Origin of the sequence: Colwellia sp. BRX9-1, from assembly GCF_014077195.1 — a bacterium.
Lineage (GTDB): Bacteria > Pseudomonadota > Gammaproteobacteria > Enterobacterales > Alteromonadaceae > Colwellia_A.
Genome location: NZ_JACGVM010000011.1, coordinates 1 through 26,698 on the forward strand (window position 1 = coordinate 1; position 26,698 = coordinate 26,698).

Genomic DNA, 26,698 nt, shown 5'->3' on the forward strand with positions numbered 1-26,698 from the left:
ATTTTATTCTGCCAAAGCAGAAACGCCCTAATTATCCTAGGGCGGTAAAAATGAGGATGGGGAAGTTCCCGGTGAAGCGTTCACAAAAGCGAAAAGAAATAGCTTAAACGAACAGCATTGGAACTTGTTTCAGGATCTCGTTGTTGACAAAACAAAAACAGATACTGAAATAAATTCAGCATGACGATCTTAAGGGCCAGTATTTATATACTTAAATACAACTCACAAAGACACTGTCATCCTGAACTTGTTTCAGGATCTCGTTGTTGACAAAACAAAAAACAGATACTGAAATAAATTCAGTATGACGATCTCAAGAGCCTGTATTTATATACTGAAATACAACTAACAAAGACACCGTCATCCTGAACTTGTTTCAGGATCTCGTTGTTGACAAAACAAAAACAGATACTGAAATAAATTCAGCATGACGGGATTGAACATCGTCACTCTTTGCCATCCTTGGCACCGTGACATACCGTTCTTCCTGAACATCGTCACTCTTTGCCATCCTTGGCACCGTGACATACCGTTCTTCCTGAACATAAAAAAACCGCAATTAAGCGGTTTTTTATTACTTTTAATAATTACATCGGCTAACTAAAGCCTAAGCTATTATATTAAAGCTTGTCAGCATTGTTAGCTAAGTAAGATGCAACGCCTTCAGGAGAAGCAGTCATACCTTTATCACCTTTGTTCCAGCCAGCTGGACAAACTTCGCCGTGCTCTTGGTGGAATTGTAATGCGTCAACCATACGGATCATTTCGTCAACGTCACGACCTAATGGTAAATCATTAATTACTTGATGACGTACATTGCCTTCTTCATCAATTAAGAAAGAACCACGAAATGCAACACCCGCTTCAGGATGTTCAACATCGTACGCTTTACAGATTTCATGCTTTGTATCAGCAACTAAAGTATATTGTACTGGGCCAATACCGCCTTCGTTTACTGGAGTGTTACGCCATGCGTTATGAGAAAATTGTGAATCGATAGAAACACCAATAACTTCAACACCACGGCTTTTGAATTCTTCCATACGGTGATCAAAAGCTAATAACTCAGACGGACAAACAAAAGTAAAATCTAGAGGGTAGAAAAACACTACGGCTTTTTTACCTTTAATTGCTGTCGATAACGTAAAACTATCAACAATTTCGCCACTACCTAAAACTGCTGCTGCAGTAAAATCTGGTGCTGCACGGCCAACTAATACACTCATTCTTTTCTCCAATATTTTTATTAAATTGATTTAAATCATAAAACTGACGTACATCTATTATTGAGACGATAAGGTGATTTTCAACTTACTTTTCATCTTTTTTAATAAATAATTTAGCTAACGTCAGTTTCTAAAATGATATTAAGCTTTTTCTTCAGAATTATTTTTTTCTGCAGCTTCTTTGATCAAGGTTTGTAATTCACCTTGTTGGAACATTTCCATAATAATGTCACAACCACCGACTAATTCACCGTCAACCCATAATTGTGGGAATGTTGGCCAATCAGCATACTTTGGTAATTCGGCACGAATATCAGGATTTTGTAAAATATCAACATAAGCAAATTTTTCACCACACTGCATTAGTGCTTGTGATGCTTGTGAAGAAAAGCCACAGCTAGGCAATTTAGGAGAACCTTTCATATAAAGCAAAATAGTGTTTTCAGAAAGTTGTTCTTTGATACGTTCAATAGTTTCCATGGGATACCTCTAATTACGACCGAAAAAACCTCGATCTTTACAATATAAAATTTAATGTTTATTACTTTAATTAATGGAGTCTGACACTAAAATAATCAAGGTAATAAAGACTAAAAAGCACTTATTTAGTAGAATAAACAATAACAGGCTTGATATTTACACTGGCAAAACCTATATAAATGGGTACACTAGTCAGGCTTTAATAATACTTGACTAGTTTACTAGGTTTTAACTGGTTTTTAAATAAAAGCACACAACTTCTTTATTTTTGCGCAAAAATAAATTTGTATAACCCATTTCTGGAGAAACTAATGGCTATTGAATTACCCGCATTACCCTATGCACAAGATGCACTTGTACCACATATTTCAGCTGAAACACTTGAGTTTCACTACGGTAAGCATCACAACACTTATGTTGTAAAGCTTAATGGATTAATTGAAGGTACTGATTTTGAAGGCAAGTCTTTAGAAGACATCGTGAAGACTTCATCAGCAGGCATTTTCAATAATGCAGCACAAATTTGGAATCACACATTCTACTGGAACAGCTTAAGCCCTAACGGCGGCGGTGAACCAACAGGCGCTTTAGCTGACGCAATCAATGCAAGCTTTGGTTCTTTCGCTGAATTTAAAACAAAATTTACTGAAAGTGCAATCAACAACTTTGGTTCAAGCTGGACATGGTTAGTGAAAAAAGCAGATGGTAGCCTTGCTATCGTTAACACTTCAAATGCTGCAACACCATTAACTGATGAGAGCGTTACACCGTTATTAACAGTAGATTTATGGGAACATGCTTACTACATTGATTACCGTAATCTTCGTCCAAGCTACATGGCTGGTTTTTGGGCATTAGCTAACTGGGATTTTGCTGCGGCAAACTTCGCTTAATTTATATTCATTAAAGATTAATTTATTAACCTTTAAGTAAGAATTTTATTGAAAACCAGAGTACCTACTCTGGTTTTTTTATGCTTAAAATTCAATAAAAGTGTCCTTTCTCTTTTTAATTCAATATAAAAGATTTTTATATTTTCCTCTTTGCTTACAAAAAACTTACAAAAAAATCTCTATTTATTCTCAACCTTAAAAAATACCGTCTAGACTTAATGGTAGACATATTCGTTTCAATGCAAAGTTTAGTGTCTTGTTGGGGCGAATATCGATAGTTTCTCGGTCTTATTTGAATGAGTTAAACAATATCGACTTTGTACTACGGTAAGTTTTTACTCATCTGCAAATTTTTTCCTTATGGAGGCAGTTATGAGTATTTTTCAGCATTATCAATCACGTTACGATGAAGCTAAAGAAGAGAACTTTAGTATTCAAGCATTTTTAGCTATTTGTCAAAAAGACAAACTTGCTTACGCCACCGCTTCTGAGCGCTTATTGAAGGCCATTGGCGAGCCTGAAATGATAGACACCTCAAATGAACCTACCTTAAGCCGTATATTTTCTAATCGGGTAATTGCTCGCTATCCTGCATTTAAGGAATTTTATGGCATGGAAGAAGCTATAGAGCAGATTGTTGCCTACCTTAAGCATGCTTCACAAGGACTGGAAGAACAGAAACAAATACTCTATTTATTAGGGCCTGTGGGTGGAGGAAAATCATCATTAGCTGAAAAATTAAAAGCATTAATGCAGCAAGAGCCTATCTATGTGCTCAGTGCTAATGGCATAAGAAGCCCGGTAAATGACCACCCTTTTTGTTTATTCGACGCAAATGCAGATGGTAAGATATTAAAAAAAGAATATAAAATACCAGAACGTTATTTAAAGACCATTATGTCGCCTTGGGTGGCTAAAAGGCTGCATGAATATCAAGGTGATATTGCAAAATTTGAGGTCGTTAAGTTATATCCTTCAATTCTTGATCAAATAGCCATTGCAAAAACAGAGCCTGGCGACGATAACAATCAAGATATTTCAGCCCTGGTTGGTAAAGTTGATATTCGACAGTTAGAGCACTTTTCACAAAATGATCCTGATGCCTATAGCTATTCAGGCGCATTGTGTCGAGCGAATCAAGGCATGATGGAATTTGTCGAAATGTTCAAAGCCCCCATTAAAGTATTACATCCGTTGTTAACAGCAACACAAGAAGGTAACTATAATCCAACAGAAGGATTATCAGCCCTGCCCTTTAATGGCATTTTGCTTGCGCATTCTAATGAGTCAGAATGGCAAACCTTTAGAAATAACAAAAACAACGAAGCCTTTTTAGACCGCGTTTATATGGTCAAAGTCCCTTACTGCATGCGTGTTTCTGAAGAAGTAAAAATTTATAAAAAATTACTCGAAAACAGTGAATTAAAAAATGCACATTGTGCGCCAGATACGTTAGAAACCTTAGCGCAGTTTTCTGTACTATCACGTTTAAAAGATCCCGAGAACTCTAGTATTTATTCTAAAATGCGCGTTTATGACGGCGAAAGCTTAAAAGACACCGACCCAAAAGCTAAGTCGTATCAAGAATACCGTGATTATGCGGGCATGGATGAAGGTATGTCTGGGCTATCAACACGTTTTGCTTTTAAAATATTATCACGCGTTTTTAATTTTGATCATTTAGAAGTTGCCGCAAATCCAGTACATTTATTTTATGTACTCGAGCAACAAATTGAACGAGAGCAATTACCCCAAGAAACAGCCGAGCGATATTTAGAGTTCATTAAAGGTTACTTGTCAGCTCAATACATAGAATTTATTGGCAAGGAAATTCAAACGGCTTATTTAGAGTCTTATTCTGAATATGGACAAAATATCTTTGATCGCTATGTCACTTATGCTGATTTTTGGATACAAGACCAAGAGTATCGCGATGCTGAAACTGGACAGCTTTTCGACCGAGAAGCCTTAAATAATGAATTAGAAAAAGTAGAAAAGCCTGCTGGCATTAGTAACCCTAAAGATTTTCGTAATGAAATTGTCAATTTTGTATTACGTGCTAAAGCCAATAACAACGGTAAGAACCCCAACTGGACAAGTTACGAAAAACTGCGCACGGTTATTGAGAAAAAAATGTTCTCGAATACTGAAGATTTATTACCCGTTATTTCGTTTAACACTAAAACATCAAATGACGACCAGCAAAAACATGACGATTTTATAGAACGCATGATGAGTAAAGGTTATACAAAAAAACAAGTGCGGTTACTGTCAGAGTGGTATTTACGGGTAAGAAAGTCTTCTTAACTTGTACTTTATTGTTTTAAAAAGCCAATAAAGTAGGAGGATAATATGGCGAATTTTATTGATAGACGTTTAAATAGCAAAAACAAAAGCACGGTTAATCGCCAGCGCTTTATTAAACGCTATAAAAGCCAAATAAAGAAATCCGTTGAACAAGCGATTAATAAACGCAGTGTTACTGATGTTGATCGTGGTGAAGACATTACCATCACCAAAAAAGATTTATCTGAACCTGTTTTTCATCAGGGCAAAGGGGGTGTTAAAGATAGAGTTCACCCGGGTAATGACCAATTTTCAACCGGCGATCAAATCAAACGCCCTCCACAACAGCAAGGACAAGGTAGCGGTAAAGGTGATGCCAGTAACACTGGTGAGGGAGATGATGATTTTATTTTTTCTATTTCTAAAGATGAATATTTGAACTTACTTTTTGAAGATCTTGAATTGCCAAATTTAGAAAAGAACCAATTGGATACGTTAATTGATTATAAAACTGTTCGCTCGGGTTATTGTGCTGAAGGCGTCCCCTCAAATATAGATATTGTAAAATCGCTACAGGGATCAATAGCAAGACGTATTGCTATGACATCAACCAAGCGTAAAGAGTTAAAACTCCTTGAACTCGCCTTAGCGGCATTAATGGCTGATAAACATGATCATGTCCAAAAAATTAAAGACCTAAACAATCAGATCGACATGCTTAAAGGTAAAATCAGTAAAGTCCCTTTCATTGACACCTTTGATTTACGTTTTAGAAACTATGCAAAACAAGCCCTACCTACATCAAAGGCGGTGATGTTCTGTTTAATGGATGTTTCTGGCTCTATGGACCAAGCCACTAAAGATATTGCCAAACGATTTTATCTCTTATTGTATTTATTTCTCACCCGCACCTATAAAACGATTGATGTGGTCTATATTCGACACCACACGCAAGCAAAAGAGGTTGATGAAGAAGAGTTTTTTTATTCGCAAGAAACCGGCGGCACTATTGCTTCAAGTGCATTAGATTTAATGATTAAAATAATGGATGAGCGTTATAAGGAAAGCGAATGGAATATTTACGCCGCGCAGGCCTCTGATGGAGATAACTGGGCCGATGATTCTCCTCGTTGTCAAAAATTACTCACAGAGCATATTCTACCTAAAGCACGCTACTTTAGTTACATTGAAATATCACAACGACCTCATCAAACACTTTGGCAGCAATATCAAGAAATTGCAGCATATACAGAACATTTTGCAATACAACATATTAAAAGCATTGAAGATATTTATCCTGTTTTTAGAAAGCTTTTCAAGAAAAATCAGAGTAAAGCAGCCTAAGTTAATAACGGCAAAGGAGGCAAATAATGGACAAACGTAACCCCTTAAGTGACCAGTGTGACTGGAACTTTGATTTACTTGATCAATATCAAACTGAAATTGCACGGGTTGCAAAGCATTATCGATTGGAGACTTACGCCAACCAAATTGAAGTGATCACCGCAGAGCAAATGATGGATGCTTACGCTAGTGTCGGTATGCCTATTGGATATAACCATTGGACATTTGGTAAAAAATTTATTCAAACAGAGCAAAACTATAAACGTGGTCAAATGGGATTAGCCTACGAAATTGTTATCAATTCTGATCCTTGTATTTCATATTTAATGGAAGAGAATTCTATGACCATGCAAGCACTCGTTATGGCACATGCTTGTTACGGACATAATTCTTTTTTTAAAGGTAATTATTTATTCCAAACCTGGACTGATGCGAGCTCAATAATTGACTACTTATTGTTTGCTAAAAACTACATTAGCGAATGTGAACAAAAATTTGGCATTAGTGAGGTTGAATCATGCTTAGATGCTTGTCATGCATTAATGAATCACGGTGTTGACCGCTATAAACGTCCACAAAAGATATCATTAGAGGAAGAGTTACAACGTCAAAAGGACCGTGAAGCATATTTACAATCGCAGGTGAATACATTATGGCGAACATTACCCAAAAACAAAGATGATGCTAAGGATAAGAAACCGACATTTCCAAATGAACCGCAAGAAAACATTTTATATTTCATTGAAAAATATGCGCCCTTACTAAAACCATGGCAAAGAGAAATTGTACGCATTGTGCGAAAAATCTCGCAATACTTTTATCCGCAAAAACAAACACAAGTCATGAACGAGGGCTGGGCCTGCTTTTGGCATTACACACTGCTCAACCATTTATATGATGAAGGCTTAGTTACCGATAAGTTCATGATGGAATTTTTACATAACCATACCAATGTTGTCGCTCAACCCAATTACAACAGTCCTCATTATTCTGGTATTAATCCTTATGCGTTAGGCTTTAATATGTTTATAGATATTAGAAGAATATGTGAACAACCAACAGAAGAAGATAAACGATGGTTTCCAGAAATAGCCAATAGTAATTGGTTAGATACTTTACATTTTGCCATGAAAAATTTCAAAGATGAAAGCTTCATTAGTCAATATTTATCACCAAAACTAATGCGCGATTTCAAGTTATTTTATTTACACGATGATGAAAAAGAAAATTTTATTGACGTGGCGGCTATTCACAATGAAAGTGGCTACAAAAAAGTAAGAAGCGCGTTATCTGAACAGTATAATTTGAGTAATCTGGAGGTTAATATTCAGGTAACAAATGCTGATGTTGATGGTGACCGATCGCTAACATTGAAATATACACCACACCAAAATGTTCCGCTAGACGATTCAAAAGATGAAGTGATGAAACATTTATATACCTTATGGCAATTTGACGTGCGGTTAGTACAGAACAATGAAGAGGGGGATGAAGAAGTTATTGCACAATATCCAGAATGAGAGAGCAGTGAAGATAATTAAAAGGCAAGTTAACTCTTGCCTTTTAATCACTATAGATAATTTATTCAGATAGCTCTTTTAATACGTCATCTTTAAGTTCTAGCCAAAGCTTACCTGACTCGATACCATATTTACGTACGGCAAATATAGACTCATCAAACTTATCTTCGCTAGCTAATTCAATTAATTTCTTATAATAGACTCGAGATATCTCACGACCTTTAGGATGAGAAAAATATAAAGTACCTAGACGAGAATATAAGCCTCTAAAGCCATTTAAGATTAATAAATAGATAGAATTTCCAGAGGCAACCACCAACTCTTTATTTAATCGATAATCAAACTCGGCAAAGGCTTCTCCGTTATCTTCTACATCTTCATAAGCTTTAATGAGCTCAATCACCTTTTCAGCATTATTTTTAATCGCGCCACGAATATAAATGGCGCTAATATTTGTCCGAGCTGACATTAAATTGTCAACCAGATCAGGTATGCCTTCTTGATCGAGTTGAGCCAAGGTTTCAAGAATATTTAAACTAGAGGTTTCCCAAAAGTTATTCACTTTGGTGGGTTTACCGTGCTTAATAGTCAACCAGCCATCTCGTGCTAAGCGCTGTAAAACTTCACGTAATGTTGTACGCGTAACGCCAATGAGTTCAGATAACTCTCGTTCAGCCGGAAGTATAGAACCGGGGGGGAAACCACCGTTCCAAATAGACTCAACAATATATTGCTCTGCAAACCCTGCTGGGCTATGTGCTTTGATAACCATACTGCTCCACACAATATCTTAATCTTAAAATTTTAACTGATTGTACCAGAACATCTATTTGGCACAAGCGGATAAATTCGACGTTACTGTCAACGTTGGTCACTTATGTGGATACTCAGTGGCAACCTCACACTATATTTTGTGAAAAACAACAGAGTTAACCCCTGTTTATTAGCGGCTGTAGAGAGATAAGCCTTTAATTTATGAATAATAAATAATTTTATTTGTAGATAAAGTCAGTAAGTCAAAATGAAATTTACTATTTTATTTTTAAGTCAATACTGAACTAGCGTCTAAAAAACTATTAATATTTAAAGCTAATGCCTGATAAGAAGCGATGAGTTAAGTCACGAAAGCACCCGCTAATAAATTTTTATCTTATTAAAGTACTTATTATGCATAAATATCGATTAACTCAATAATTTAGCAATATTAACATGCTATATTCTGCGAAATAGCATGATAAATCTAGAATTAGCTTACTCATTGTGAATTTATAGCTCAATCGATGGTGTTTAACGCGGGGCTAAAGTGTGTATTTATAAAGGCAATATTTAATTTAATACTGCAGAGTCGAAGCATTTCAAGCAAAACGGCAATTCAATAAATATCACTGCGGCTAAGTTATTAAATAATATAAAGGACTCATGCCTTATATTCTCAGAAGAAAAGGCCACGATTACGCTATAAAGATGGATTATTTACAAGCTTTTCAATGGTACTTAAACTACTATGCATTTTTTATCAAAATAACAGAAACAAGATCCATTCAAGGCGAGACACAATTCGTCATATACTTAAAATAAACAGGTCAATTATGCAACAATCCTTCATGAGTGCATTTTATAAAAACTTTCTTGGCAACTCGCCTGAGTGGTACAAGCTGGCAATTATCTCATTCTTAGTGATTAACCCTATCCTCTTTTTCTATGTTGACCCCTATATTGCAGGTTGGGCATTAGTCATAGAGTTTATATTCACTTTAGCAATGGCATTAAAATGTTACCCGCTGCAACCCGGCGGTTTATTAACGATTGAAGCTATTGCCATAGGTATGACTTCACCCGCTCATGTAAAACATGAATTAATGATTAACTTCGAAGTACTTCTGCTGCTGATTTTTATGGTTGCTGGAATATATTTCATGAAGAGTTTGTTGCTCTTTTTGTTCACGAAAATAGTCACTAAGATCCGTTCAAAAATAGTGGTGTCATTATTATTCTGTTTTTCAGGGGCATTTTTATCAGCCTTTTTAGATGCATTAACCGTCATTGCGGTAATTATCAGCGTTGGCCTAGGTTTTTATTCTGTCTATCATAAAGCTGCCTCTATAGGTGAAGACCATCCACATGACAATCCCGATGATGATGATATAAAAAGCGATTTACAAAGCTTTAGAGGATATTTACGTAACCTATTGATGCACGCGGGTGTTGGTACCGCTTTAGGTGGTGTATGTACTATCGTGGGCGAACCACAAAATTTGATTATTGGTCAGCAAGCCGGTTGGGATTTCATTGAATTCACCATTCGGATGTCACCCGTTACTATTCCTGTATTTGTTTCAGGTTTAATCACATGTGCTTTATTAGAAAAGTTCAAATGGTTTGGTTATGGTTTTGCACTGCCAGAAAATGTTTATCAAATATTACGTGACTTCGACATTGAAGAAAGTAAAAAACGCAATAAAAGTGATAATGTAAAATTAGTCGTGCAAGGATTAATCGCGGTTTGGTTGATTGTTGGTTTAGCATTACATTTAGCGCCAGTTGGCTTAATTGGTTTATCCGTTATTATACTTGCAACCGTTTTCACAGGTGTAACTGAAGAACATCAAATTGGTCATGCTTTTGAAGAAGCATTACCTTTTACCGCGCTATTAGTGGTGTTTTTGTCCATCGTTGCCGTTATTGTTGACCAACAATTATTTACGCCCGTCATCACTTGGGTATTAACTTTTGAAGGTAACATGCAATTAGTCATGTTTTATTTAGCTAATGGCCTATTATCTATGGTCAGTGACAACGTATTTGTTGGCACGGTATACATTACTGAAATTGAAAAAGCACTTTCTTCAGGAATAATAAGCCGTGACCAATTTGATTTACTTGCTGTTGCTATTAACACAGGCACTAACTTGCCGAGTGTTGCTACGCCAAATGGCCAAGCTGCGTTTTTATTCCTATTAACTTCAGCGCTTGCTCCCTTAGTTAGATTGTCATATGGCCGTATGGTTATTATGGCTTTCCCTTATACTATCGTATTGACCATTATTGGTTTACTTGCTATTTCTTCAGGTCATTTGGAGCAATCAACACAAGATTTTTATGACTCGGGGTTAATTCAGCATCACATGACTGAAGGTGGGACTTCATCTTCACAAGAGCACTAAAGTTAACATCTAGTAGTTTTACTGTTAAATTTTATCAATAAAGCGCCCTTATGGCGCTTTATTGATACTAATGATAAAAGTCATTTTTGTGCAACAAACTAAGTGCTAGCAACTATCACGCTAATGTCACTATCACACCAATTTAAGTGTCAATATGTGATGATGCCTATAGTTAACTAGATAACAATCTAAAATAACAATCTAAAATAACAATCTAAAATAACAACATTGAACATGATTAAGGAAAACTTTTGAAATTTTTAAGTGATTTATCGGTAAACACTCGCGCTTGGCAATTACTTAGCCTAACCGTTTTTGGTTTAGAATTATCGGCTCTTTATTTTCAATACGTAATGGGCTTAGCTCCTTGCATTATGTGTATTTACCAACGTACAGCACTATGGGGAATATTCTTTGCTGGCATAGTTGGCAGCATGGGCAATAAAAATACTGTCTTACGCTCAGTCGCATTTACACTCTGGGGTGTTAGCGCTATATGGGGGTTATTGATTGCCATTGAGCACGTTGAAATTCAATCAGCTACATTATCATTTCTCTATAGTTGTGAGTTTGTACCTAACTTCCCAAGTTGGGCCCCTTTACACGAATGGTTACCTTCTTTGTTTGAAGCAACAGGAGATTGTGGTGATATTAATTGGCAATTCTTCGGTTATACTATGCCACAAATGATGATTGTTGTTTTTGGTGGTTTTACTGCTGCGCTAGTGGTTATTGTATTAGCTCAACTGATCAATAAAAAATCACTGTGATCATTTAAAATGTCGATTTACTCGCTGCTTTTAATAAAGGGTCACAGAACACAGTATTCAAATTATAAGGCCTTTAACGGCCTAACTAATCTCATTGTATTAAACAATAGCCTCACAATGGGGCCCTTACTGCTTAAGTGATAAAAATCATGTCTATATTACTCACTGTTATCGTATCAACATTTCTTGCTGGTTTGGCTATGCCACTTGGTGCTGCCCTTGCCTGCTTCGAAAAAATTGGCAATGACTGGCTTGAACAAGAGCTCAGACATAGCGTTATGGCTTTTGGTGGCGGAGCGCTGTTGTCGGCAGTTGCCTTAGTGTTAGTACCTGAAGGAATGGGAAATCTTGATATATTACCCGCATGCATTTGGTTTATTGTTGGCGGGCTTAGCTTTATGGCACTAGATATTTATCTTAAAAAAATAGATACACCTGCCAGTCAACTAGCAGCAATGCTTGCTGATTTCATTCCAGAATCAATAGCACTTGGAGCAGCATTCGCAACAGGAAGTAGTAGTGCATATTTGCTAGCTGGTTTAATTGCCTTACAAAACTTACCTGAAGGATTTAGCGCTTATCGTGAGTTAAGTGCATCTTCAAGTTATAAACCGCGAAAAATCATCATGGTCTTTGCTTTAATGGCAATACTTGGGCCTATCGCCGCAGTTTCTGGCTATTTATGGCTATCTGAGTCCCCCAAGATTATTGGCGCGGTTATGCTTTTCGCTTCAGGCGGAATTCTTTATTCAATATTTCAAGATTTGGCACCACAAGTAAAATTAGAAAATCATTGGGCTCCACCGATGGGCGCTGTGTTAGGCTTTACTCTCGGCATGTTGGGGCTAATGTTAACGGCAACATAAATCATAATGGCGTTATAATAGAAGCATAATTTGCCATTACATTTATGCTAGGTAATTAAGATAAAGGGGCTAAAATTTAGCCCCTTACTTTTGTTATAACAAAAGTAAATAGCAAACAATTGCTATTAAACAAGACAAGATAAAACTTAATATTGCCCCTTCTTTCACCATATCTTTAATTTCAAGTTCACCGGTACCATAAGCAATTGCATTAGGCGCAGTAGCAACAGGCAGCATAAAAGCGCAACTCGCGCACATAGCGGCGGGCACCATTAATACCATAGGATCGTAACCAGCAGAGGTGGCAACGACAGCCAAAATAGGCATAAGTAAGGTTGCTGTCGCGGTGTTACTGGTAATTTCTGTGAGGTAAGTAACCACTAAACAAATTGTCAGTATCATCACAATTACCGGTAAATTAGCCAACGAAGACAGCCATTCGCCTAGTATCTGGCTTAAACCTGATTCAACAAACCCTTTAGCAATGGCAATACCGCCAGCAAATAACAGCAACATTCCCCAGGGTATTGATTTAGCAGTGTCCCAATCAAGCAGGCGCGAGCCCTTACCATTAGGGATTAAAAACATTAACACCACGGCAAATAAAGCGACGGTGCTGTCACCCGCAATTTGAACATTTAATAGGTCACTCCAGCCACCAAAGGGCTCTGAGCGAGTGATCCATGCGAGTGCTGTAAGGCCAAAAACCCACAGTGTTCTTTTTTCTTCACTTCGCCATTCGCCTTGCGCGGGTAACTTTATTTCATGGTCGAGTTTTACCTTTCTTGTTAGCCAGAATGCCATAATAGGTAAAGCGATTAACACTATCGGGACGCCTATTTTCATCCATGATAAAAACCCAAATTCTCGGCCAGTATTTTCTTCATATATGCCCATAAAAATAACATTGGGTGGTGTACCAATAGGGGTACCAATACCGCCAACCGACGCAGCATAGGCAATACCTAAAATTAAAGCGACTTTAAGTTCTTTGTTATCTACATGAGTAAGTATAGCTAATGCAATCGGCAGCATAATTAAAGTCGTTGCGGTATTTGAAATCCACATACTTAATAAAGCAGACGCTAACATAAAACCAAAGACTAATCGCCGCCCACTTGATACGCCAACTAACTTAACCATGTAAACAGCAAGTCTTTGGTGTGCTCCACTTTTCTCTATCGCTTTAGAGAGCATAAATGCCCCCATTAACAATAAAATAACGTGACTACCTAATGATGAAGCTACTGTTTTATGATCAACAACCCCCAGTAGTGGCAGCAAAGCAAAAGGGACTAAAGATGTTGCAGGAATGGGGATCGCTTCACTAACCCACCAAATAACGGTGAGTAATGTTATTGCCGCCGCAGTTGCGGGTTTTTCTGCTAAGCCTAACCAAAGTAGCAAAAAGTAAAAACCAAAGGCTAGTGCGGGTGCTAAGACAATAAAACTTTGTTTAGTTAACTTCATTTAACTCTCTATTTTTATTATTTTTAAGAGGACGATAAAATTATTTTATAAGTATTCGGCTAATGCTTGTCGAGCATGTTGCCAATGAGTATTCGCCTTTAACTCACTGAGCCCACTCGTAGACGTTTTCAATAAACGTAATAAGCGCTGATTACTTTTTTCATCAATAGTGATATTGGCATGGTCAATGACATCTATACAGCTATCTCGGTTATTACACAGTAATAGCATGTCGCAACCTGCTTGTTGAGCTGCTTCAGCACGTTCAACATAACCACCAACACATGCAGCACCTTCCATCGATAAATCATCACTGAAAATAACGCCACTAAAACCAAGTTGCTTACGCAAAATATCTTTGAGCCAGTAAGGAGAAAAACCGACAGCTTCGCGGTCAACGTCAGGGAAAATAACGTGGGCAGGCATTAATGCATCGACCTTATTGCTATTAATTAACGTTTTAAAAGGTAACATATCAACAGCGAATATTTCATCACGTGAACGAGAGTCAATAGGTAAAGCAAGGTGAGAATCAGCTTCAACACTGCCATGACCAGGAAAATGCTTACCCGTAGCTTTCATACCAACCAAATGTAAGCCATCGACAAAAGCACTAGCGAGTTGACAAACAATTTCTGGATTTTTATGAAAAGCTCTATCGCCAATAACAGCACTAATATCGTTAATATCAAGAATAGGTGCAAAACTGATATCAATACCGACGGCTTGAACTTCTAATGCCATTAATATTGCACTTTGTTTAGCCAGCTCTTGCGCCACACTAATATTTTCTTCGGCAAAGTGCCAAATCTTACCCATTGCCGGAATAAGAGAGAAGCCATCACGAAATCGCTGAACTCGACCACCTTCATGGTCAACGGCAATAATCAATGGCTTTTTAGCGGCACGGCGGATATCAGCAGTCAATTCTGCTATTTGTTCAGGGGATTCATAATTACGAGTAAATAAAATTAACCCGCCAACAAGAGGATGTTGCAGAAGCTCTTTGTCTTCTGCCGTTAAAGATGTGCCAAGCACATCTAGCATAATAGGACCCATATACACACTTTGAAGATGATAAGTTTTTGATGTTGCTACTTTACCTAAATCAATAGTAATTACAAAGGCTGATATTGATATATAACGGTGATACCTGAAAATTATCGCTGACAGATCGAAGTATCACGGATATATCATATCAAAATGATAAAAGAGTAAGATTAAAGTAAAGGAGCAGCAACACCTGCGGCGACATAAGGGATAACTTGTTTAATCACGCCGGCAATGTCCATATTACGATCAAAATCACTTTTAGCGATATCAATTAAAGCATCACTCGAAGACATGGTAAAAACCACTGTGCCCATAGTGAAGTGCAAACGCCAAAACATTTCTTCAGCAGTAAGCTCTGGATAAGCTTTTTGCACCGCTTTAACAAAGTTATTAATAACGCCGGGGTATTGTGTCGTTAAGAACCAACGCAAAAAGCCTTGGCTATCGCTATAACCTCGTCCTAATAATTGTAAAAAATTACTGGTACCATTTTCTTTAAATTCATTTAATGATAACAAGGGTTCAATAAAAGCTGAAAACACTTCAAGTAAGGTTAAATCATCTTGTTCGCATATATTCACTAGCGATAATTCTAAACGAGGTGAAAGCTCGTTCATATAACGAGACATTACTGATTTTATTAACTCTTTTTTAGAGCCAAAATGGTAATTTACTGCGGCTAAATTAACTTCTGCTTGGCTAGTAATTTCTCTTAATGATGTACCATTAAAACCTTGCGTTGCGAATAATTTTTCTGCTGCATCTAAAATTTTGTTTTTTGTACTCATGTGCCAACGGTACCTCTTACCTGCGCCCTAAATGAAAATATTCATCATTAATTAAGCCTAGTTTAAACAAGCGTTTGAAATAACGCAACAATGAATATACAAATCAATAAATTTACATTTAAATTCAACAAGATAGCCTTTGTTTTGGTATAGCCACCTCCTCTATTACCTATTCACAGCCAGATGAATATGGCAACGATCACAATACAGACCAAACGTTGTTATATTCGTAAAAAACGCAACGTAGGCCTTTACGTTTTATTGAAGAGAATATTGAAGCGCACAAAGTACTGGAGATGACGATCAGTTCAGTCCAAGAATAAAAGTTAAGCCCTAGCATTAAATTCTACGCTTATAAGCCTAATTTAACCTTAATCACATTCGCTAAGGTTAAGTTTACACACTGAAAGTAAAGAGCATAATATGGCGATATAAAGCACTCAACGTAAAAGTGTTTAGTGCTTTTTATCGAAACAACTAAAACGTTTAGATACGTTGATACTTCCCTACTGGTTTATCTGATTTAATCTACATCGGTTATCTTTAATCTCGACTTTTATTTAACGTTAATCGCGTTAACGTTTGCCCGTTAATTACCTAGTAAGATAATGGTCAAACTTACTTAATCACAGAGTATTGTAAAAGTTTGATCAGTTTTTGCGGTCAAAGCTTTAAGCTGACTAGACAATTTTATATACTGGCGATTCATTATCTATTAATAATAAAAATATAAGACTGTTATGATAAAACTATTCAAACAAACAAGCGTAGCCTTGTGTGTATTGGCCTCACTTACTGCATGTAATGATGAAAATTCTACACAAACTGAGCAAGCACAAACGCAAGTAGCTCCAGCATTAACAGCAAAAGATGCGAATGTATTTCTTAACGCTACCGAAAAAGAATTAATCGCTCTAGGTATTGAGGGGAGCCGCGCCGAATGGATTTATTCAAATTTTATTACCGATGATACAGCCGCCCTATCTGCGGCAGCAAACCAAAAATCAACAGAAGCTGGCGTTCGTTTCGCTATGGCAGCGGCTAAATTTGACGATGTCGATGTTACAGAGACACAACGTAGAAAATTAAATACCTTAAAACAAAGCTTAGTTATGCCAGCGCCACAAGATTCTGAAAAGTCAGCTGAACTGGCAAAAATTGGCTCTGAACTTGGCGGCATGTACGGTAAAGGAACATACACGACCCAAGCTGGAAAAAAATTAAGCTTGGGTGAAATGACTTCGACGATGGCAACATCACGTGATTACGACGAATTGCTAGAAATGTGGCAAGGCTGGCGAACAATTAGTCCAGAGATGAAACCTTTATTTGTTCGTCAATCTGAATTAGGCAATGAGGGTGCACAAGGGCTAGGCTACAAAGACTTAGGCGCCATGTGGCGTTCAAACTACGATATGCCTGCTGACGATTTCGCTAAAGAACTTGACCGTTTATGGGGACAAGTAAAGCCCTTGTACGATGACCTTCACTGCTATGTTCGCAGCGAACTAGGCAAAACCTATGGAGAAGATAAGGTAGCACAAGACCAACCTATTCCCGCTCATTTGTTGGGTAATATGTGGGCACAATCATGGGGGAATATCTATGAGTTAGTTGCTCCTGAAAATGCAGATCCAGGTTATGATGTTACCGAGCAGTTAGCTGCAAATAACTATGACGAAATTAAAATGGTTGCAGGGGCTGAAACCTTTTTTACATCTTTAGGGTTCGAAGCATTACCTGAAACATTCTGGACGCGATCATTATTTACTAAACCAGCAGACCGCGATGTTGTTTGTCATGCTTCCGCTTGGGATCTTGATGCAAAAGATGATATTCGCATTAAAATGTGTATTCAAAAAACCGGCGAAGAGTTCAACGTTATTCACCACGAACTTGGTCATAATTTCTATCAGCGCGCTTACCAAGATCAACCCGTTTATTTTCAAAATAGTGCCAACGATGGTTTTCATGAAGCGATTGGTGACACCATTGCACTTTCAGTAACACCTAAATACTTGAAAGAAATTGGCTTAATCGACACTATCCCTGACGAATCAAAAGATATTGGTTTATTAATGAAAATGGCGTTAGAGAAAATAGCCTTTATCCCCTTTGGCTTAATGGTTGATCAATGGCGTTGGAAAGTCTATTCAGGAGAAATTACACCAGAGAATTACAATACAGCTTGGTGGGAATTACGTCAAAAGTATCAAGGCATTGCTGCACCCGTAGCTCGTGAAGTTGATGCATTTGACCCCGGTGCGAAATACCATGTGCCTGGTGGCGTACCTTACAGTCGATATTTCTTAGCGCATATTCAACAATTTGAGTTTCATAAAGCGCTTTGTGAAATATCAGGTAATACCGATCCCATTCATCGCTGTTCAATTTACAACTCTAAGGCTGCCGGTAAAGCACTTAATACCGTGTTAGAAATGGGCTCTAGTCAGCCTTGGCAAGAAGCTTATAAAGTGTTGACTGGGAGTAAACAAATGGACGCAACCGCAGTACTCGATTACTTTGCTCCTTTACAAGTCTGGTTAAAAGAGAAGAACAAAGGCAAGCAATGTGGTTTCTAATCTTTTAATGCCATTATAATTTTTTATGACAAAAGCCTGATAATTGACTTATCAGGCTTTTTTATTGGGGAGAATGGGAACTAAAATAATTACTTAAAGTATTGGATGACTTCATAGGTAACATTTAACAACGTCGCTTGCTTGATTTTTATTTCAGCGCCTTTGAAATTAAATAGGATATGCGCACCTTGTTTATTTTCTATAGAAAAATCTTGGCTAAAAGTCGCTTTAGCCATGTTTGCTGAGTATTCAGCATAGTTAAAGTTAATTTTACCGTTTGATAATCCTTTATAAGAGAGTGTTTTTCTGAAATAGCCTTTCTCAGGGGTCTTACTGTTATCGCTAAAAATATTATAAGGGATATTTAAAGTAACACCTTCATCGCCAGCAAAAGTTCCCAATTCAAAATACCCATCTTTGTTTTCATCAAATAAACAAAATTTAACCAAACCATCATCATATTCAGCGTCATTAAAACAAGCGGCATTGCCCCCTGAGCGACTCATGCCTAACAGGGTGGTTTTTCCTTTGCTTAATCCTGGGTGTTCATCGTAAATAAATTTAATATGAGTAAGTAAACTAACAGACTGCGTTTTTTTTTCTAAGTAGCTACCTGACACTTTAGTTAATAAGTTATCACCTATGTCTACTGTAAATTCATCGGCTAACTCAGGGCTGTTTTTTTTAGCATTAACCACTATCGCGTCACTAGACAAGTTCTGATAAACAGGTAAAGAAGAACAAGCACTCACTATTACACTACCAGCAACCCAACAAACAACAGGTAAAAAACGCCTCTTTATTCTATTCATCCATAACCCTTTATCCAAAAATAATAATATGATGAGTAAGGTAGCTTAAACCTAAACTTTACGTCAACCAATCTGTACAAGTAATTGCCTTAGATATATTTTATCAACACAGAAAGTAATATTTCAACCGACAGGTCTAAACTTAATAAAGGGAAGGTTTAATTGTATTAACAAAAACTAAAAAAAAGCGCTAATAATGAATAGCATTGAAAATTTTATCTGGAGTTGAGTTATCACAAAGAAATAACCGCACTAGTGCACGGTTATTTAACAAGTTATCGCTTACTTTTAAGTATTGGTTAATACTTTTATTATTGCCCTTCAGGTCTTAAATAAGCCAAATCATCTTCATCGTCAGCATGAAAGTCATAGCCACCGTCAAAGTCGCCATTGAGCTCATTAGCAACAGTGATAGGCAATTCTAATATCTCCTGAATATAAATAGAGAGATTTTCCTGTTGATCAATAATGCCCTTAAGTTCAGTGAACGTTAATAACTTTATATCTTGCAGGTAACCTTTAGTTAAAACTGATAATTGTTCAGTAAAACTGGCAATACAAGTATCGACTTTAGTCAGTAGGGCCTGTTTATCTGTTTTGGTCAGGTAAGTATTCAACTGCTCGTACAAACTTGTAGTAAAAACTTTTTTATCACTATCAATAAGTAATAATGCAATGGCGGTGTTTAGAAATTTTTGTAATTCAAACAACAATACCTCTTCATCATCGTCAACAAGTAAACTGGTTGCACAATAATCTGTGGCAATGCTTTTATAAACTTGTAATAACTTGGCACTTTTATACCCTTCATTAACTAACGCTGTATGCATTACTCTGATATCAGTTGTATCATTGATGGCTAAAGCGTAACGGCGAATAGATATTTCTTCGAAGTATGAAGGGGATATTGTTTTTAATTGAGCATACTTCGCCCAGCCTGCCCGAAAGCAATAAACAACACCTTGGCTTTTTAAAATTTCTTTTGCCTTATCTGTGTCGTTATCACAAAGGTCTAACAAACCTAAATTACTCATTCCCAGAACAATTTCACAGCCTTTTTTAATTTGATCAGCATAAATTATTGATAGATTATCAGACGCTATTCTCAAAGACATATCAGATAACTGTTGCTTGGTTTTATGCATAAATTCAGGCGTAAAAAAACCTTCACTTTCGCCGTCTCTTAATACTAAAAGTAAAAACGGATAATTTCTTAACTCTGCAATGTTCATTGATGAATTCCAATCAATTAAAGCGGTTATTATAAGCTAAATAAATACGGTGGCAGTTTAGCGTTAAAGAGGCGCAAACATATCGTCGGTATCCATTTCTACAGCAGTCACTCTTTGTTTATTTGCATTTTGCTTTAATGCATTCTCTATATTATCGAGTGTGCCATTGGTACTAACCGTCATTACTTCACGATAAGCTTCTTCGCTTAAGGATTTTATTTTCATTAATAATTCTTCAATACTACCAGAGGTTTGTTCTTCATCTTCTTCAATTTCTGAAAAATCATGGCCGATGAATGGTAAAGACAAGTATAAAAGACCAAAGTCGTCTTCAACTATCGCCGTTAATACTTCTCGTTGTTTTTCTTCATCATCAGAAGAAAGAAATATTTGCGTTAACAAACTATGCGCTTCTGTTTGTGCACAAAAGACGTGGTCTTCATCAATATTTTGCCAGTAAGATGGTTCAACATTTAAGAGTTGTTTTATTGACTCAGCATCCATTAACCATGTGGCAATAGAGGGAATGGTGGCATCGTGCTCTCTGACAATTTTTGCTACCGTTAAAATATCCATCTCGGTTAACACTGCCAGCATTTTTTCGTCGCCGTGCTCAGAGGCAATAGCCTCTAATGAAGTGCCTGCACGTCTACCGCTGTGTTGTGCTTGTTCTATAATATCGCTAGCTAGAATTAATGCATTTTTTGTCAAGTTGATTCCTTAAAACTTATATTTATTTGTCGATTATTTCGGTTTTTAATGGTGAGTTAAACTTAATTACACTCTTATTGATTAAGCTTAGTAGTTCTCATCATAATCATTAGATTCATCGTCATCATCGACTTGAGCGTAATCATCTTCTTCGGCTTTTAAGGGCGTTGCATCATAACCATTATAGAAATGAATCAGCAAAACAGCTTTTTTCAAGTCGTCTTCAGCATGCGCCATTATTTCAGTAATACATGCTCGAGCATCAGCATGAACGCCGACAAAAGGCTTAACGTCAGCCCACTCTGGTTCATCGTTAAGCTCGATTGTCGATAAATTTTTACTATCGATTCTTACCTTAGTTGAGATAGCCATCGCCAACTGATCAACCATGCCATTAAATAATAAAGGCATTTGCTTTAATTGTTCAAACAAATTTGATAAATAATTTGATAATAGATCAGGATTTTCTGGATCCGATAATGAATTCATATTCTCTAAATACATAGAGAAATCATCCGTTAAATATTCTGGTAAGTTAGTTTGGGATTGCATACAAATCTCCTAGTAAAAAGGCTAATTCTGCGCTTGATTAAAAGCACTTTGCCAAAAAGAATCAGCAATTTCTCGCGGATCGGTTATTACCGTATAGTTACTTTTTAAATATAATGACCGTTTTTTTGGATCAGAAATAACATCATATGCTTTTTGAATAAGTTGAAACTTTTCTTTGGCTTCAACATTATCATTTCTATCTGGGTGATATTTATTGGCAAGTTTTCGATAAGCTTTTTTAATTTCGATGGTGGTTGACACCCTACTCACGCCTAACTGTTCAAAATAATCCATAAAATTTCAACTACCTTTAGCAAGACAACATAAAAATGACTGTTGACACAATTGGCGCAATTTTACCTTCGCTATTACATAATTAACATCATTATGTTTGCTTATTTTTCGTTTATATTAAGGTATAGAGGTAATCGATTAAAACTAAACGCAAATAATGTTGTTAGGGCTAACTTAAGCAACAGATAGAAACAGTTGCCGACTTTACATTTTTATTATCTCTGGTCTCAAAACAGCTAATTTAACCAATATTTTATTTTGGGACTGATAAGAGATATCAACATCTTCCATCGCCTCTATTAACAACTCTACCACACGATTAAAATCAGCTTCATTGATATTCATGCCGGTATGAATATCAATCATGCTATCGCCATTATATTTACAGGGACCATTAACCACACCACACAGATGGTTGATAAAACCGTGCTTGAAATGTTTGACGCTCGACTTGGCAAAATAAGGCAGTATTGCTTTATCCTTGACAATTCTTTTTACAAAAGCATCAACAAGTTGTTCTATCCCTTGATGACCGCCAATATCTTGATAAAGTTCATCACTTGGTATTAAATTCTTACTACTACAGCCAAGGCAAAGTTGCAGGACTAGGACAATAAAAAAACCGTTAACATATTTAATCATTAATAAGATCCCGACAAAGATAAATACCAACCCTTTTGATCGGCTAATGCAGCTATAGTGCCTAAATTAAGATAGGCGAGAGTAACGTTCAAATGTTTGTTTGGGAACCAAGCAACAAAAACATCTTGCCAGTCGTCTTCTCCAAGACCTAAATTGTCTGGTTTATGGCGATATTCAGTGCCAATCGCCAAGTGTTTATTCATTAATACGGCTACTGACATTTCGGTTTGTAATGCACCATTACCTTTTGGGCCACTAAAACCGAGTAACCCCATTTCATTTGCTTTTGTGTAACGAGCAGTGGCATTCCATAACACGTTATAGCCGGCCAACAAACCTAAATGAAGCTTGCTCGCTGCTAAATAAATATCGGTACCTGTGTCATCTTTCGCGCCTAATGAAAAAGCGATATCGGCAGTTGATAGTGATTTGTGCTGTATACCTACTGATAATTGTGGCCAAGTGCTATAAACCAAGTCACCGTACAAACGTACTTTAAGACCTAAAATTTTTTGAGATAAGGTTAATGATAATGGGTCGACCTGAAAATTTTGCTTAGCAAATGAAAACTCGACACGGTCATAAAAATTAATTTGCCCTCCGCAGCTATTTAATTGAAAGTCTTTCACGTTAGCCTGCGAACAAAAGGCAGAAAAGGCTATTTCGTCTTCCGTTGCATAACCCGCTAATTGCGCCCAAGGCACTAGACCACCGCCTCCTGAGCCCTCGATTTGAGAAACACCAGGGGTTGCTAATATTTTACCATTAGCGAAGCTAGTCAAAGGTAAAAGGAGTAATATAAGGCTAAAGAGGCGATTCATAAGTTTTATACCATTCTATAAATTTTTCAGCGCTAACAGGTCTTGATAAATAGTAACCTTGTGCATAGTCACACTGAAAGTCATTTAATAACATTAAGCTTTCTTTGTTTTCAACACCTTCAGCGACCACACTCAGCCCAAGTTTATGACCAAGAGAGATAGTTGAGGCAACAATATCTTGATCTTTCTGGCATTGTTCTAACTTTAAAATGAAGGTTTTGTCAATTTTCAGTTCATCGACGGGTAAACTTTTTAACTTAGCTAATGAAGATTGACCAATACCATAATCGTCGACTGAAATCAGAAAACCTAATGATTTTAGGTGAGATAAACGCGCAACGACTAATGCTTCGTTTTCGGCAATATCTCTCTCTGTTAATTCCAAAGTGATTTGCGATGTTGACACTTCGTGATTATTTACTGTGTTAAGTAAATAATCAACAAATTGCTCATTTTGAATATCTTGTGCGGATAAGTTAATCGCTACCTTAAAACGGTAGCCCATCTTATTCCATTGTTCAGTTTGTTGAATAACTTGTAGGATCACCCAGCGTGTTAAGGATACAATCAAACCGGCCTTTTCAGCTAAATCAATAAACAATTCTGGGTTTACAAAGTTACCTTCTTTATTTATCCAACGAATTAACGCTTCAAGTTTATCAATTTTACCGGTATTCATATTTAATTTTGGCTGATAATTCATGAAAAGTGGACTTACTTCACACTCAAGTGCCTCTTTTAACTCTTCTATTAAGCGCAACTTATAAAGGTAAGCCTCGTCTTCTCCATCTTGATAAAATCGCAATAAGACCTGGTCTTGATAAGCTGAAGCAACTGCCATGGTTGATCGCCTGATCAATCGCTCCGCATCGACACCATGCTCTATAGAGTTGGCGACACCAAAATAAAGTGATAAATTAATTTTAATGTCATCAAGCCAAAAAGGACGATTAAGTTCACTCTGCAGCAATTCGATAAAATGTTTTATTTCATTGGTTTTCTGTATAGGAACAGCCAATAAAAATTCATCTGAATTAGTGCGCGCAGCAATAATATCGTGCTCTAAGTTATGATTTGATTTTTCAATATAGACTAAAATACGGGCAGCAATTTCTTTTAAAATATTATCACCATTAGTCAATCCTATGGTGTCATTAAGTGCCTTAAAGGCTTTAATATTAAAAGTAATCACCACTAAGTGAATATCTTTATTAAAGTAGTCAGCTACTTTCGTTAATGTTTTATGACGGTTGTATAAGCCGGTTAATATATCGCGCTCTGCCTGATAAACAATTGACTGCTCACGATTCTCAATAGCCGCGCCCATCAATGAAAATCCTTGATAAAGTTCGCTAAATTCAACAGGCAAACGGTTGGCCAATTTAGGCACATTAAGTTCACCGCGGCCAATTTTTTTCGTAACTTCCATTAAAATATGTAACGGCGTAGATAAGCCTCGAGATAACAGGCGAGAAAAGGTGATAGCAATAACGATGACAATCACCGCTATTATTAACATAGAAAAAATCAGCCGATTAAAATCACTTTGAATTTGTGTTAAAGGCACAGACAAGGTTGCTTTTATATCTTTAGAACCACCGAAGTTGATGGTTTTGTGGAAGTAATCTGCTCGTGTTAGCAATAAGTTTGGCGACTGTTGTTTAGTGCCTTGTAACAATTGTTTTATAATGTCTTCACGTTCGATACTTGACTCAATCAGTTGATTGTTTTGCACTAATGTTAAGTCTAAAGCGATGAGATCTTTCAGTTTTAATAGTGCAACTTGGTCAAATTCAAAGCCAATCACGGTGTAAGCAATAACTCTTGGCGCCTTAACCGGGACAACAATAACTTGGTAAACTTTATTTTCGATACTCAGAATTTGAGCATGAACCTCCCTAAAAGGAAGTTTAGTAATATTTGCTTGAATTGTTTTTTCATCGAATGAGTGTAATGAACTGGTCGTCGATAACTTACCTTCTAAGTCTAGAATCAACATCAAATCAGCATTGATACGTTTACCGTGATTAAAGAGAACACTCTCCACCGTGTTTTTGTCGCGAGTCGCTACCGCTTGTTTAAAACCAAAGTCTGCGGCTAAAACACTGGCGGTAGTCGTTAACACACGCTCTTGCGACCTTAATGTTTGGTCGAGTACGTTTTGAGCAAAATACATTTGGCGTTCGATTTGGTTTTCTGCATAATCAGCAAACCTAAACCAATTACTCCCCGTTAAAATAATTACGGTTAATAAAATTAAACTGGTTAATAGCCAAGTAATTTGTGCTTTAAAACTAAACCTAGTGTTCATGGAAAGCTAACTCTTCAAAACTGCCTCTTGCTTGAGGTGCATTTACGCTTATGGTGATAAAAATTTCATTGTTATCAATCATTTTTTGATCAACGGTTAACAGGGTATGTTTTGTTAAACCTACAGTGCTATTAGGATGCCAAATTTTTAACTGGGTATTTAACGCTAATGGTTGCGTTAACAAGACCTCTCCGTTGGTATCACTTAAGTAGGCATTATTTTCATCTGAAACATAAATATAGCCGACCATAGCATCATGGATATTGCAGCCCATGACGACAAGACCTTTATCTTCGAAACGAACCGGACTTTTAGGCTTACCTGAATACAATTTTAATTCAAATGTTTTAGCTAGCGAAAAAGAATAAACATGATGTCTAATATCATCTTTATTGGGAAAGCTAACCTGACTATTAACCGGCACAACTAAAACATGAGGGGAAAATTGTTTGTTTATTTGATCCATCACGTAGATACGATCATCGATTGATTGATTTATAACGGGTTGAGGTATGACATACTCAATAACAGCATCGGGCAGAGGGTCGTTATTTTGATCAACAATTTTTATAAGTGTTTGGCTAAAAGCAGTTTCAAGGAATACCACTGAACAGAAAGATATAACCATAAACAATCGAAACGTAAACATTATCATGATGACCTTAAATGATTTTTTTTCGGTTTTAAATAATACCTGTACATATGACAAGAGTCTAATTTTATTAAAGTAATATTCAATCCCACTCCATTGTTAACGGTGTAATAACTTATATTTAACGATAATAGTAAAGTTAAAAGACTTAGCGCTTTACCTGCTAAGCATCAGTAAAAAGAATCGTTGCCAATAGTTTAATGAGTCGATGTAAAAATGAACAATATCC

The 26,698-nt window shown here is 36.7% G+C and carries 23 protein-coding genes; 8 read left to right on the plus strand and 15 right to left on the minus strand.

Going from position 1 to position 26,698, the window contains the following annotated elements; genetic code table 11:
• Positions 1-620: 620 nt before the first annotated feature.
• Together H4J76_RS11300 and H4J76_RS11305 are read right to left on the minus strand one after the other, a co-directional pair.
• Positions 621-1,226, minus strand: a complete 606-nt coding sequence (locus H4J76_RS11300) for a peroxiredoxin (RefSeq protein ID WP_070376460.1) — start codon at positions 1,224-1,226, stop codon at positions 621-623.
• 141 nt (positions 1,227-1,367) lie between these two features.
• Positions 1,368-1,706: a Grx4 family monothiol glutaredoxin gene (locus H4J76_RS11305; RefSeq protein ID WP_070376459.1), complete on the minus strand. Its 339-nt coding sequence runs from the start codon at positions 1,704-1,706 to the stop codon at positions 1,368-1,370.
• Between the two features lie 311 nt (positions 1,707-2,017).
• Here H4J76_RS11305 and sodB point away from each other — a divergent pair, with 311 nt between their 5' ends.
• From sodB to H4J76_RS11325, 4 genes are all read left to right on the plus strand, one after another.
• Complete coding sequence (gene sodB / locus H4J76_RS11310; RefSeq protein ID WP_070376458.1) at positions 2,018-2,599, plus strand: superoxide dismutase [Fe]; 582 nt, start codon at positions 2,018-2,020, stop codon at positions 2,597-2,599.
• Positions 2,600-2,971: 372 nt separating this feature from the next.
• Complete coding sequence (locus tag H4J76_RS11315; RefSeq protein ID WP_182216320.1) at positions 2,972-4,906, plus strand: PrkA family serine protein kinase; 1,935 nt, start codon at positions 2,972-2,974, stop codon at positions 4,904-4,906.
• A 45-nt stretch (positions 4,907-4,951) separates the two neighbouring features.
• Positions 4,952-6,229 (plus strand): YeaH/YhbH family protein, encoded by a 1,278-nt coding sequence (locus tag H4J76_RS11320; RefSeq protein WP_182216322.1) that lies wholly within the window; start codon positions 4,952-4,954, stop codon positions 6,227-6,229.
• A 26-nt stretch (positions 6,230-6,255) separates the two neighbouring features.
• Positions 6,256-7,749 carry a SpoVR family protein gene (locus tag H4J76_RS11325; RefSeq protein ID WP_182230615.1) on the plus strand — a complete coding sequence of 498 codons (1,494 nt, stop codon included), beginning with the start codon at positions 6,256-6,258 and terminating at the stop codon, positions 7,747-7,749.
• A gap of 61 nt (positions 7,750-7,810) precedes the next feature.
• Here H4J76_RS11325 and fadR read toward each other — a convergent pair whose 3' ends face one another.
• Complete coding sequence (gene fadR / locus H4J76_RS11330; RefSeq protein WP_182216326.1) at positions 7,811-8,521, minus strand: fatty acid metabolism transcriptional regulator FadR; 711 nt, start codon at positions 8,519-8,521, stop codon at positions 7,811-7,813.
• Positions 8,522-9,338: 817 nt separating this feature from the next.
• Here fadR and nhaB point away from each other — a divergent pair.
• The 3 genes from nhaB to H4J76_RS11345 all read left to right on the plus strand — a co-directional run bounded on the left by nhaB (position 9,339) and on the right by H4J76_RS11345 (position 12,549).
• Complete coding sequence (nhaB, locus tag H4J76_RS11335; protein ID WP_182230616.1) at positions 9,339-10,913, plus strand: sodium/proton antiporter NhaB; 1,575 nt, start codon at positions 9,339-9,341, stop codon at positions 10,911-10,913.
• A gap of 251 nt (positions 10,914-11,164) precedes the next feature.
• Positions 11,165-11,683 (plus strand): disulfide bond formation protein DsbB, encoded by a 519-nt coding sequence (gene dsbB, locus H4J76_RS11340; protein ID WP_182230617.1) that lies wholly within the window; start codon positions 11,165-11,167, stop codon positions 11,681-11,683.
• 149 nt (positions 11,684-11,832) lie between these two features.
• Positions 11,833-12,549 carry a ZIP family metal transporter gene (locus H4J76_RS11345; protein ID WP_182230618.1) on the plus strand — a complete coding sequence of 239 codons (717 nt, stop codon included), beginning with the start codon at positions 11,833-11,835 and terminating at the stop codon, positions 12,547-12,549.
• Between the two features lie 93 nt (positions 12,550-12,642).
• Here the strand turns inward: H4J76_RS11345 and H4J76_RS11350 are convergent, their stop codons facing one another.
• The 3 genes from H4J76_RS11350 to H4J76_RS11360 all read right to left on the minus strand — a co-directional run bounded on the left by H4J76_RS11350 (position 12,643) and on the right by H4J76_RS11360 (position 15,860).
• On the minus strand, positions 12,643-14,019 hold the full coding sequence (locus H4J76_RS11350; RefSeq protein WP_182230619.1) for a DASS family sodium-coupled anion symporter: 1,377 nt from the start codon (positions 14,017-14,019) through the stop codon (positions 12,643-12,645).
• A 45-nt stretch (positions 14,020-14,064) separates the two neighbouring features.
• On the minus strand, positions 14,065-15,078 hold the full coding sequence (gene nagZ / locus H4J76_RS11355) for a beta-N-acetylhexosaminidase (RefSeq protein WP_182216335.1): 1,014 nt from the start codon (positions 15,076-15,078) through the stop codon (positions 14,065-14,067).
• Between the two features lie 161 nt (positions 15,079-15,239).
• Positions 15,240-15,860 (minus strand): TetR/AcrR family transcriptional regulator, encoded by a 621-nt coding sequence (locus H4J76_RS11360; RefSeq protein WP_070376448.1) that lies wholly within the window; start codon positions 15,858-15,860, stop codon positions 15,240-15,242.
• A 740-nt stretch (positions 15,861-16,600) separates the two neighbouring features.
• Between H4J76_RS11360 and H4J76_RS11365 the strand changes: the two genes are divergently transcribed.
• Complete coding sequence (locus H4J76_RS11365) at positions 16,601-18,442, plus strand: M2 family metallopeptidase (protein ID WP_182216336.1); 1,842 nt, start codon at positions 16,601-16,603, stop codon at positions 18,440-18,442.
• An 89-nt stretch (positions 18,443-18,531) separates the two neighbouring features.
• Here H4J76_RS11365 and H4J76_RS11370 read toward each other — a convergent pair whose 3' ends face one another.
• The 9 genes from H4J76_RS11370 to H4J76_RS11410 form a co-directional block, all read right to left on the minus strand.
• Positions 18,532-19,254, minus strand: a complete 723-nt coding sequence (locus tag H4J76_RS11370) for a hypothetical protein (protein WP_182216338.1) — start codon at positions 19,252-19,254, stop codon at positions 18,532-18,534.
• A gap of 311 nt (positions 19,255-19,565) precedes the next feature.
• Positions 19,566-20,486, minus strand: a complete 921-nt coding sequence (locus tag H4J76_RS11375; RefSeq protein ID WP_070376445.1) for a hypothetical protein — start codon at positions 20,484-20,486, stop codon at positions 19,566-19,568.
• A 63-nt stretch (positions 20,487-20,549) separates the two neighbouring features.
• A complete protein-coding gene (locus tag H4J76_RS11380) occupies positions 20,550-21,197 on the minus strand; it encodes a hypothetical protein (RefSeq protein WP_070376444.1) in 648 nt (215 codons plus the stop codon).
• A gap of 87 nt (positions 21,198-21,284) precedes the next feature.
• Positions 21,285-21,749 (minus strand): hypothetical protein, encoded by a 465-nt coding sequence (locus tag H4J76_RS11385; protein WP_070376443.1) that lies wholly within the window; start codon positions 21,747-21,749, stop codon positions 21,285-21,287.
• 21 nt (positions 21,750-21,770) lie between these two features.
• On the minus strand, positions 21,771-22,043 hold the full coding sequence (locus tag H4J76_RS11390; protein WP_070376442.1) for a DnaJ domain-containing protein: 273 nt from the start codon (positions 22,041-22,043) through the stop codon (positions 21,771-21,773).
• A 204-nt stretch (positions 22,044-22,247) separates the two neighbouring features.
• Complete coding sequence (locus tag H4J76_RS11395) at positions 22,248-22,685, minus strand: group 1 truncated hemoglobin (RefSeq protein WP_182216343.1); 438 nt, start codon at positions 22,683-22,685, stop codon at positions 22,248-22,250.
• Entirely contained in the window at positions 22,685-23,506 is an 822-nt protein-coding gene (locus H4J76_RS11400) for a DUF3034 family protein (RefSeq protein WP_182230620.1), read from the minus strand. Before H4J76_RS11400 ends, H4J76_RS11395 begins: the two co-directional genes overlap by 1 nt.
• Positions 23,490-25,817, minus strand: coding sequence for an EAL domain-containing protein (locus H4J76_RS11405; RefSeq protein ID WP_182230621.1), 2,328 nt, complete (start codon positions 25,815-25,817; stop codon positions 23,490-23,492). Before H4J76_RS11405 ends, H4J76_RS11400 begins: the two co-directional genes overlap by 17 nt.
• Entirely contained in the window at positions 25,807-26,466 is a 660-nt protein-coding gene (locus H4J76_RS11410) for a methylamine utilization protein (protein WP_182230622.1), read from the minus strand. The genes H4J76_RS11405 and H4J76_RS11410 overlap by 11 nt, the downstream gene beginning before the upstream one ends.
• Between the last annotated feature and the right edge of the window lie 232 nt (positions 26,467-26,698).

What these genes read in the sequence shown, in the direction of transcription:
- H4J76_RS11325 (WP_182230615.1), top strand. Translation starts at nt 6,256, where the DNA reads ATGGACAAACGTAACCCCTTAAGTGACCAGTGTGACTGGAACTTTGAT.
- H4J76_RS11350 (WP_182230619.1), bottom strand. Translation starts at nt 14,019, where the DNA reads ATGAAGTTAACTAAACAAAGTTTTATTGTCTTAGCACCCGCACTAGCC.
- H4J76_RS11405 (WP_182230621.1), bottom strand. Translation starts at nt 25,817, where the DNA reads ATGAACACTAGGTTTAGTTTTAAAGCACAAATTACTTGGCTATTAACC.
- nagZ (WP_182216335.1), bottom strand. Translation starts at nt 15,078, where the DNA reads ATGGGTCCTATTATGCTAGATGTGCTTGGCACATCTTTAACGGCAGAA.
- H4J76_RS11410 (WP_182230622.1), bottom strand. Translation starts at nt 26,466, where the DNA reads ATGTTTACGTTTCGATTGTTTATGGTTATATCTTTCTGTTCAGTGGTA.
- H4J76_RS11385 (WP_070376443.1), bottom strand. Translation starts at nt 21,749, where the DNA reads ATGCAATCCCAAACTAACTTACCAGAATATTTAACGGATGATTTCTCT.
- nhaB (WP_182230616.1), top strand. Translation starts at nt 9,339, where the DNA reads ATGCAACAATCCTTCATGAGTGCATTTTATAAAAACTTTCTTGGCAAC.
- H4J76_RS11345 (WP_182230618.1), top strand. Translation starts at nt 11,833, where the DNA reads ATGTCTATATTACTCACTGTTATCGTATCAACATTTCTTGCTGGTTTG.
- H4J76_RS11305 (WP_070376459.1), bottom strand. Translation starts at nt 1,706, where the DNA reads ATGGAAACTATTGAACGTATCAAAGAACAACTTTCTGAAAACACTATT.
- H4J76_RS11360 (WP_070376448.1), bottom strand. Translation starts at nt 15,860, where the DNA reads ATGAGTACAAAAAACAAAATTTTAGATGCAGCAGAAAAATTATTCGCA.
- H4J76_RS11315 (WP_182216320.1), top strand. Translation starts at nt 2,972, where the DNA reads ATGAGTATTTTTCAGCATTATCAATCACGTTACGATGAAGCTAAAGAA.
- fadR (WP_182216326.1), bottom strand. Translation starts at nt 8,521, where the DNA reads ATGGTTATCAAAGCACATAGCCCAGCAGGGTTTGCAGAGCAATATATT.
- H4J76_RS11390 (WP_070376442.1), bottom strand. Translation starts at nt 22,043, where the DNA reads ATGGATTATTTTGAACAGTTAGGCGTGAGTAGGGTGTCAACCACCATC.
- H4J76_RS11375 (WP_070376445.1), bottom strand. Translation starts at nt 20,486, where the DNA reads ATGAACATTGCAGAGTTAAGAAATTATCCGTTTTTACTTTTAGTATTA.
- H4J76_RS11300 (WP_070376460.1), bottom strand. Translation starts at nt 1,226, where the DNA reads ATGAGTGTATTAGTTGGCCGTGCAGCACCAGATTTTACTGCAGCAGCA.
- H4J76_RS11400 (WP_182230620.1), bottom strand. Translation starts at nt 23,506, where the DNA reads ATGAATCGCCTCTTTAGCCTTATATTACTCCTTTTACCTTTGACTAGC.
- H4J76_RS11395 (WP_182216343.1), bottom strand. Translation starts at nt 22,685, where the DNA reads ATGATTAAATATGTTAACGGTTTTTTTATTGTCCTAGTCCTGCAACTT.
- H4J76_RS11370 (WP_182216338.1), bottom strand. Translation starts at nt 19,254, where the DNA reads ATGAATAGAATAAAGAGGCGTTTTTTACCTGTTGTTTGTTGGGTTGCT.
- sodB (WP_070376458.1), top strand. Translation starts at nt 2,018, where the DNA reads ATGGCTATTGAATTACCCGCATTACCCTATGCACAAGATGCACTTGTA.
- H4J76_RS11365 (WP_182216336.1), top strand. Translation starts at nt 16,601, where the DNA reads ATGATAAAACTATTCAAACAAACAAGCGTAGCCTTGTGTGTATTGGCC.
- H4J76_RS11320 (WP_182216322.1), top strand. Translation starts at nt 4,952, where the DNA reads ATGGCGAATTTTATTGATAGACGTTTAAATAGCAAAAACAAAAGCACG.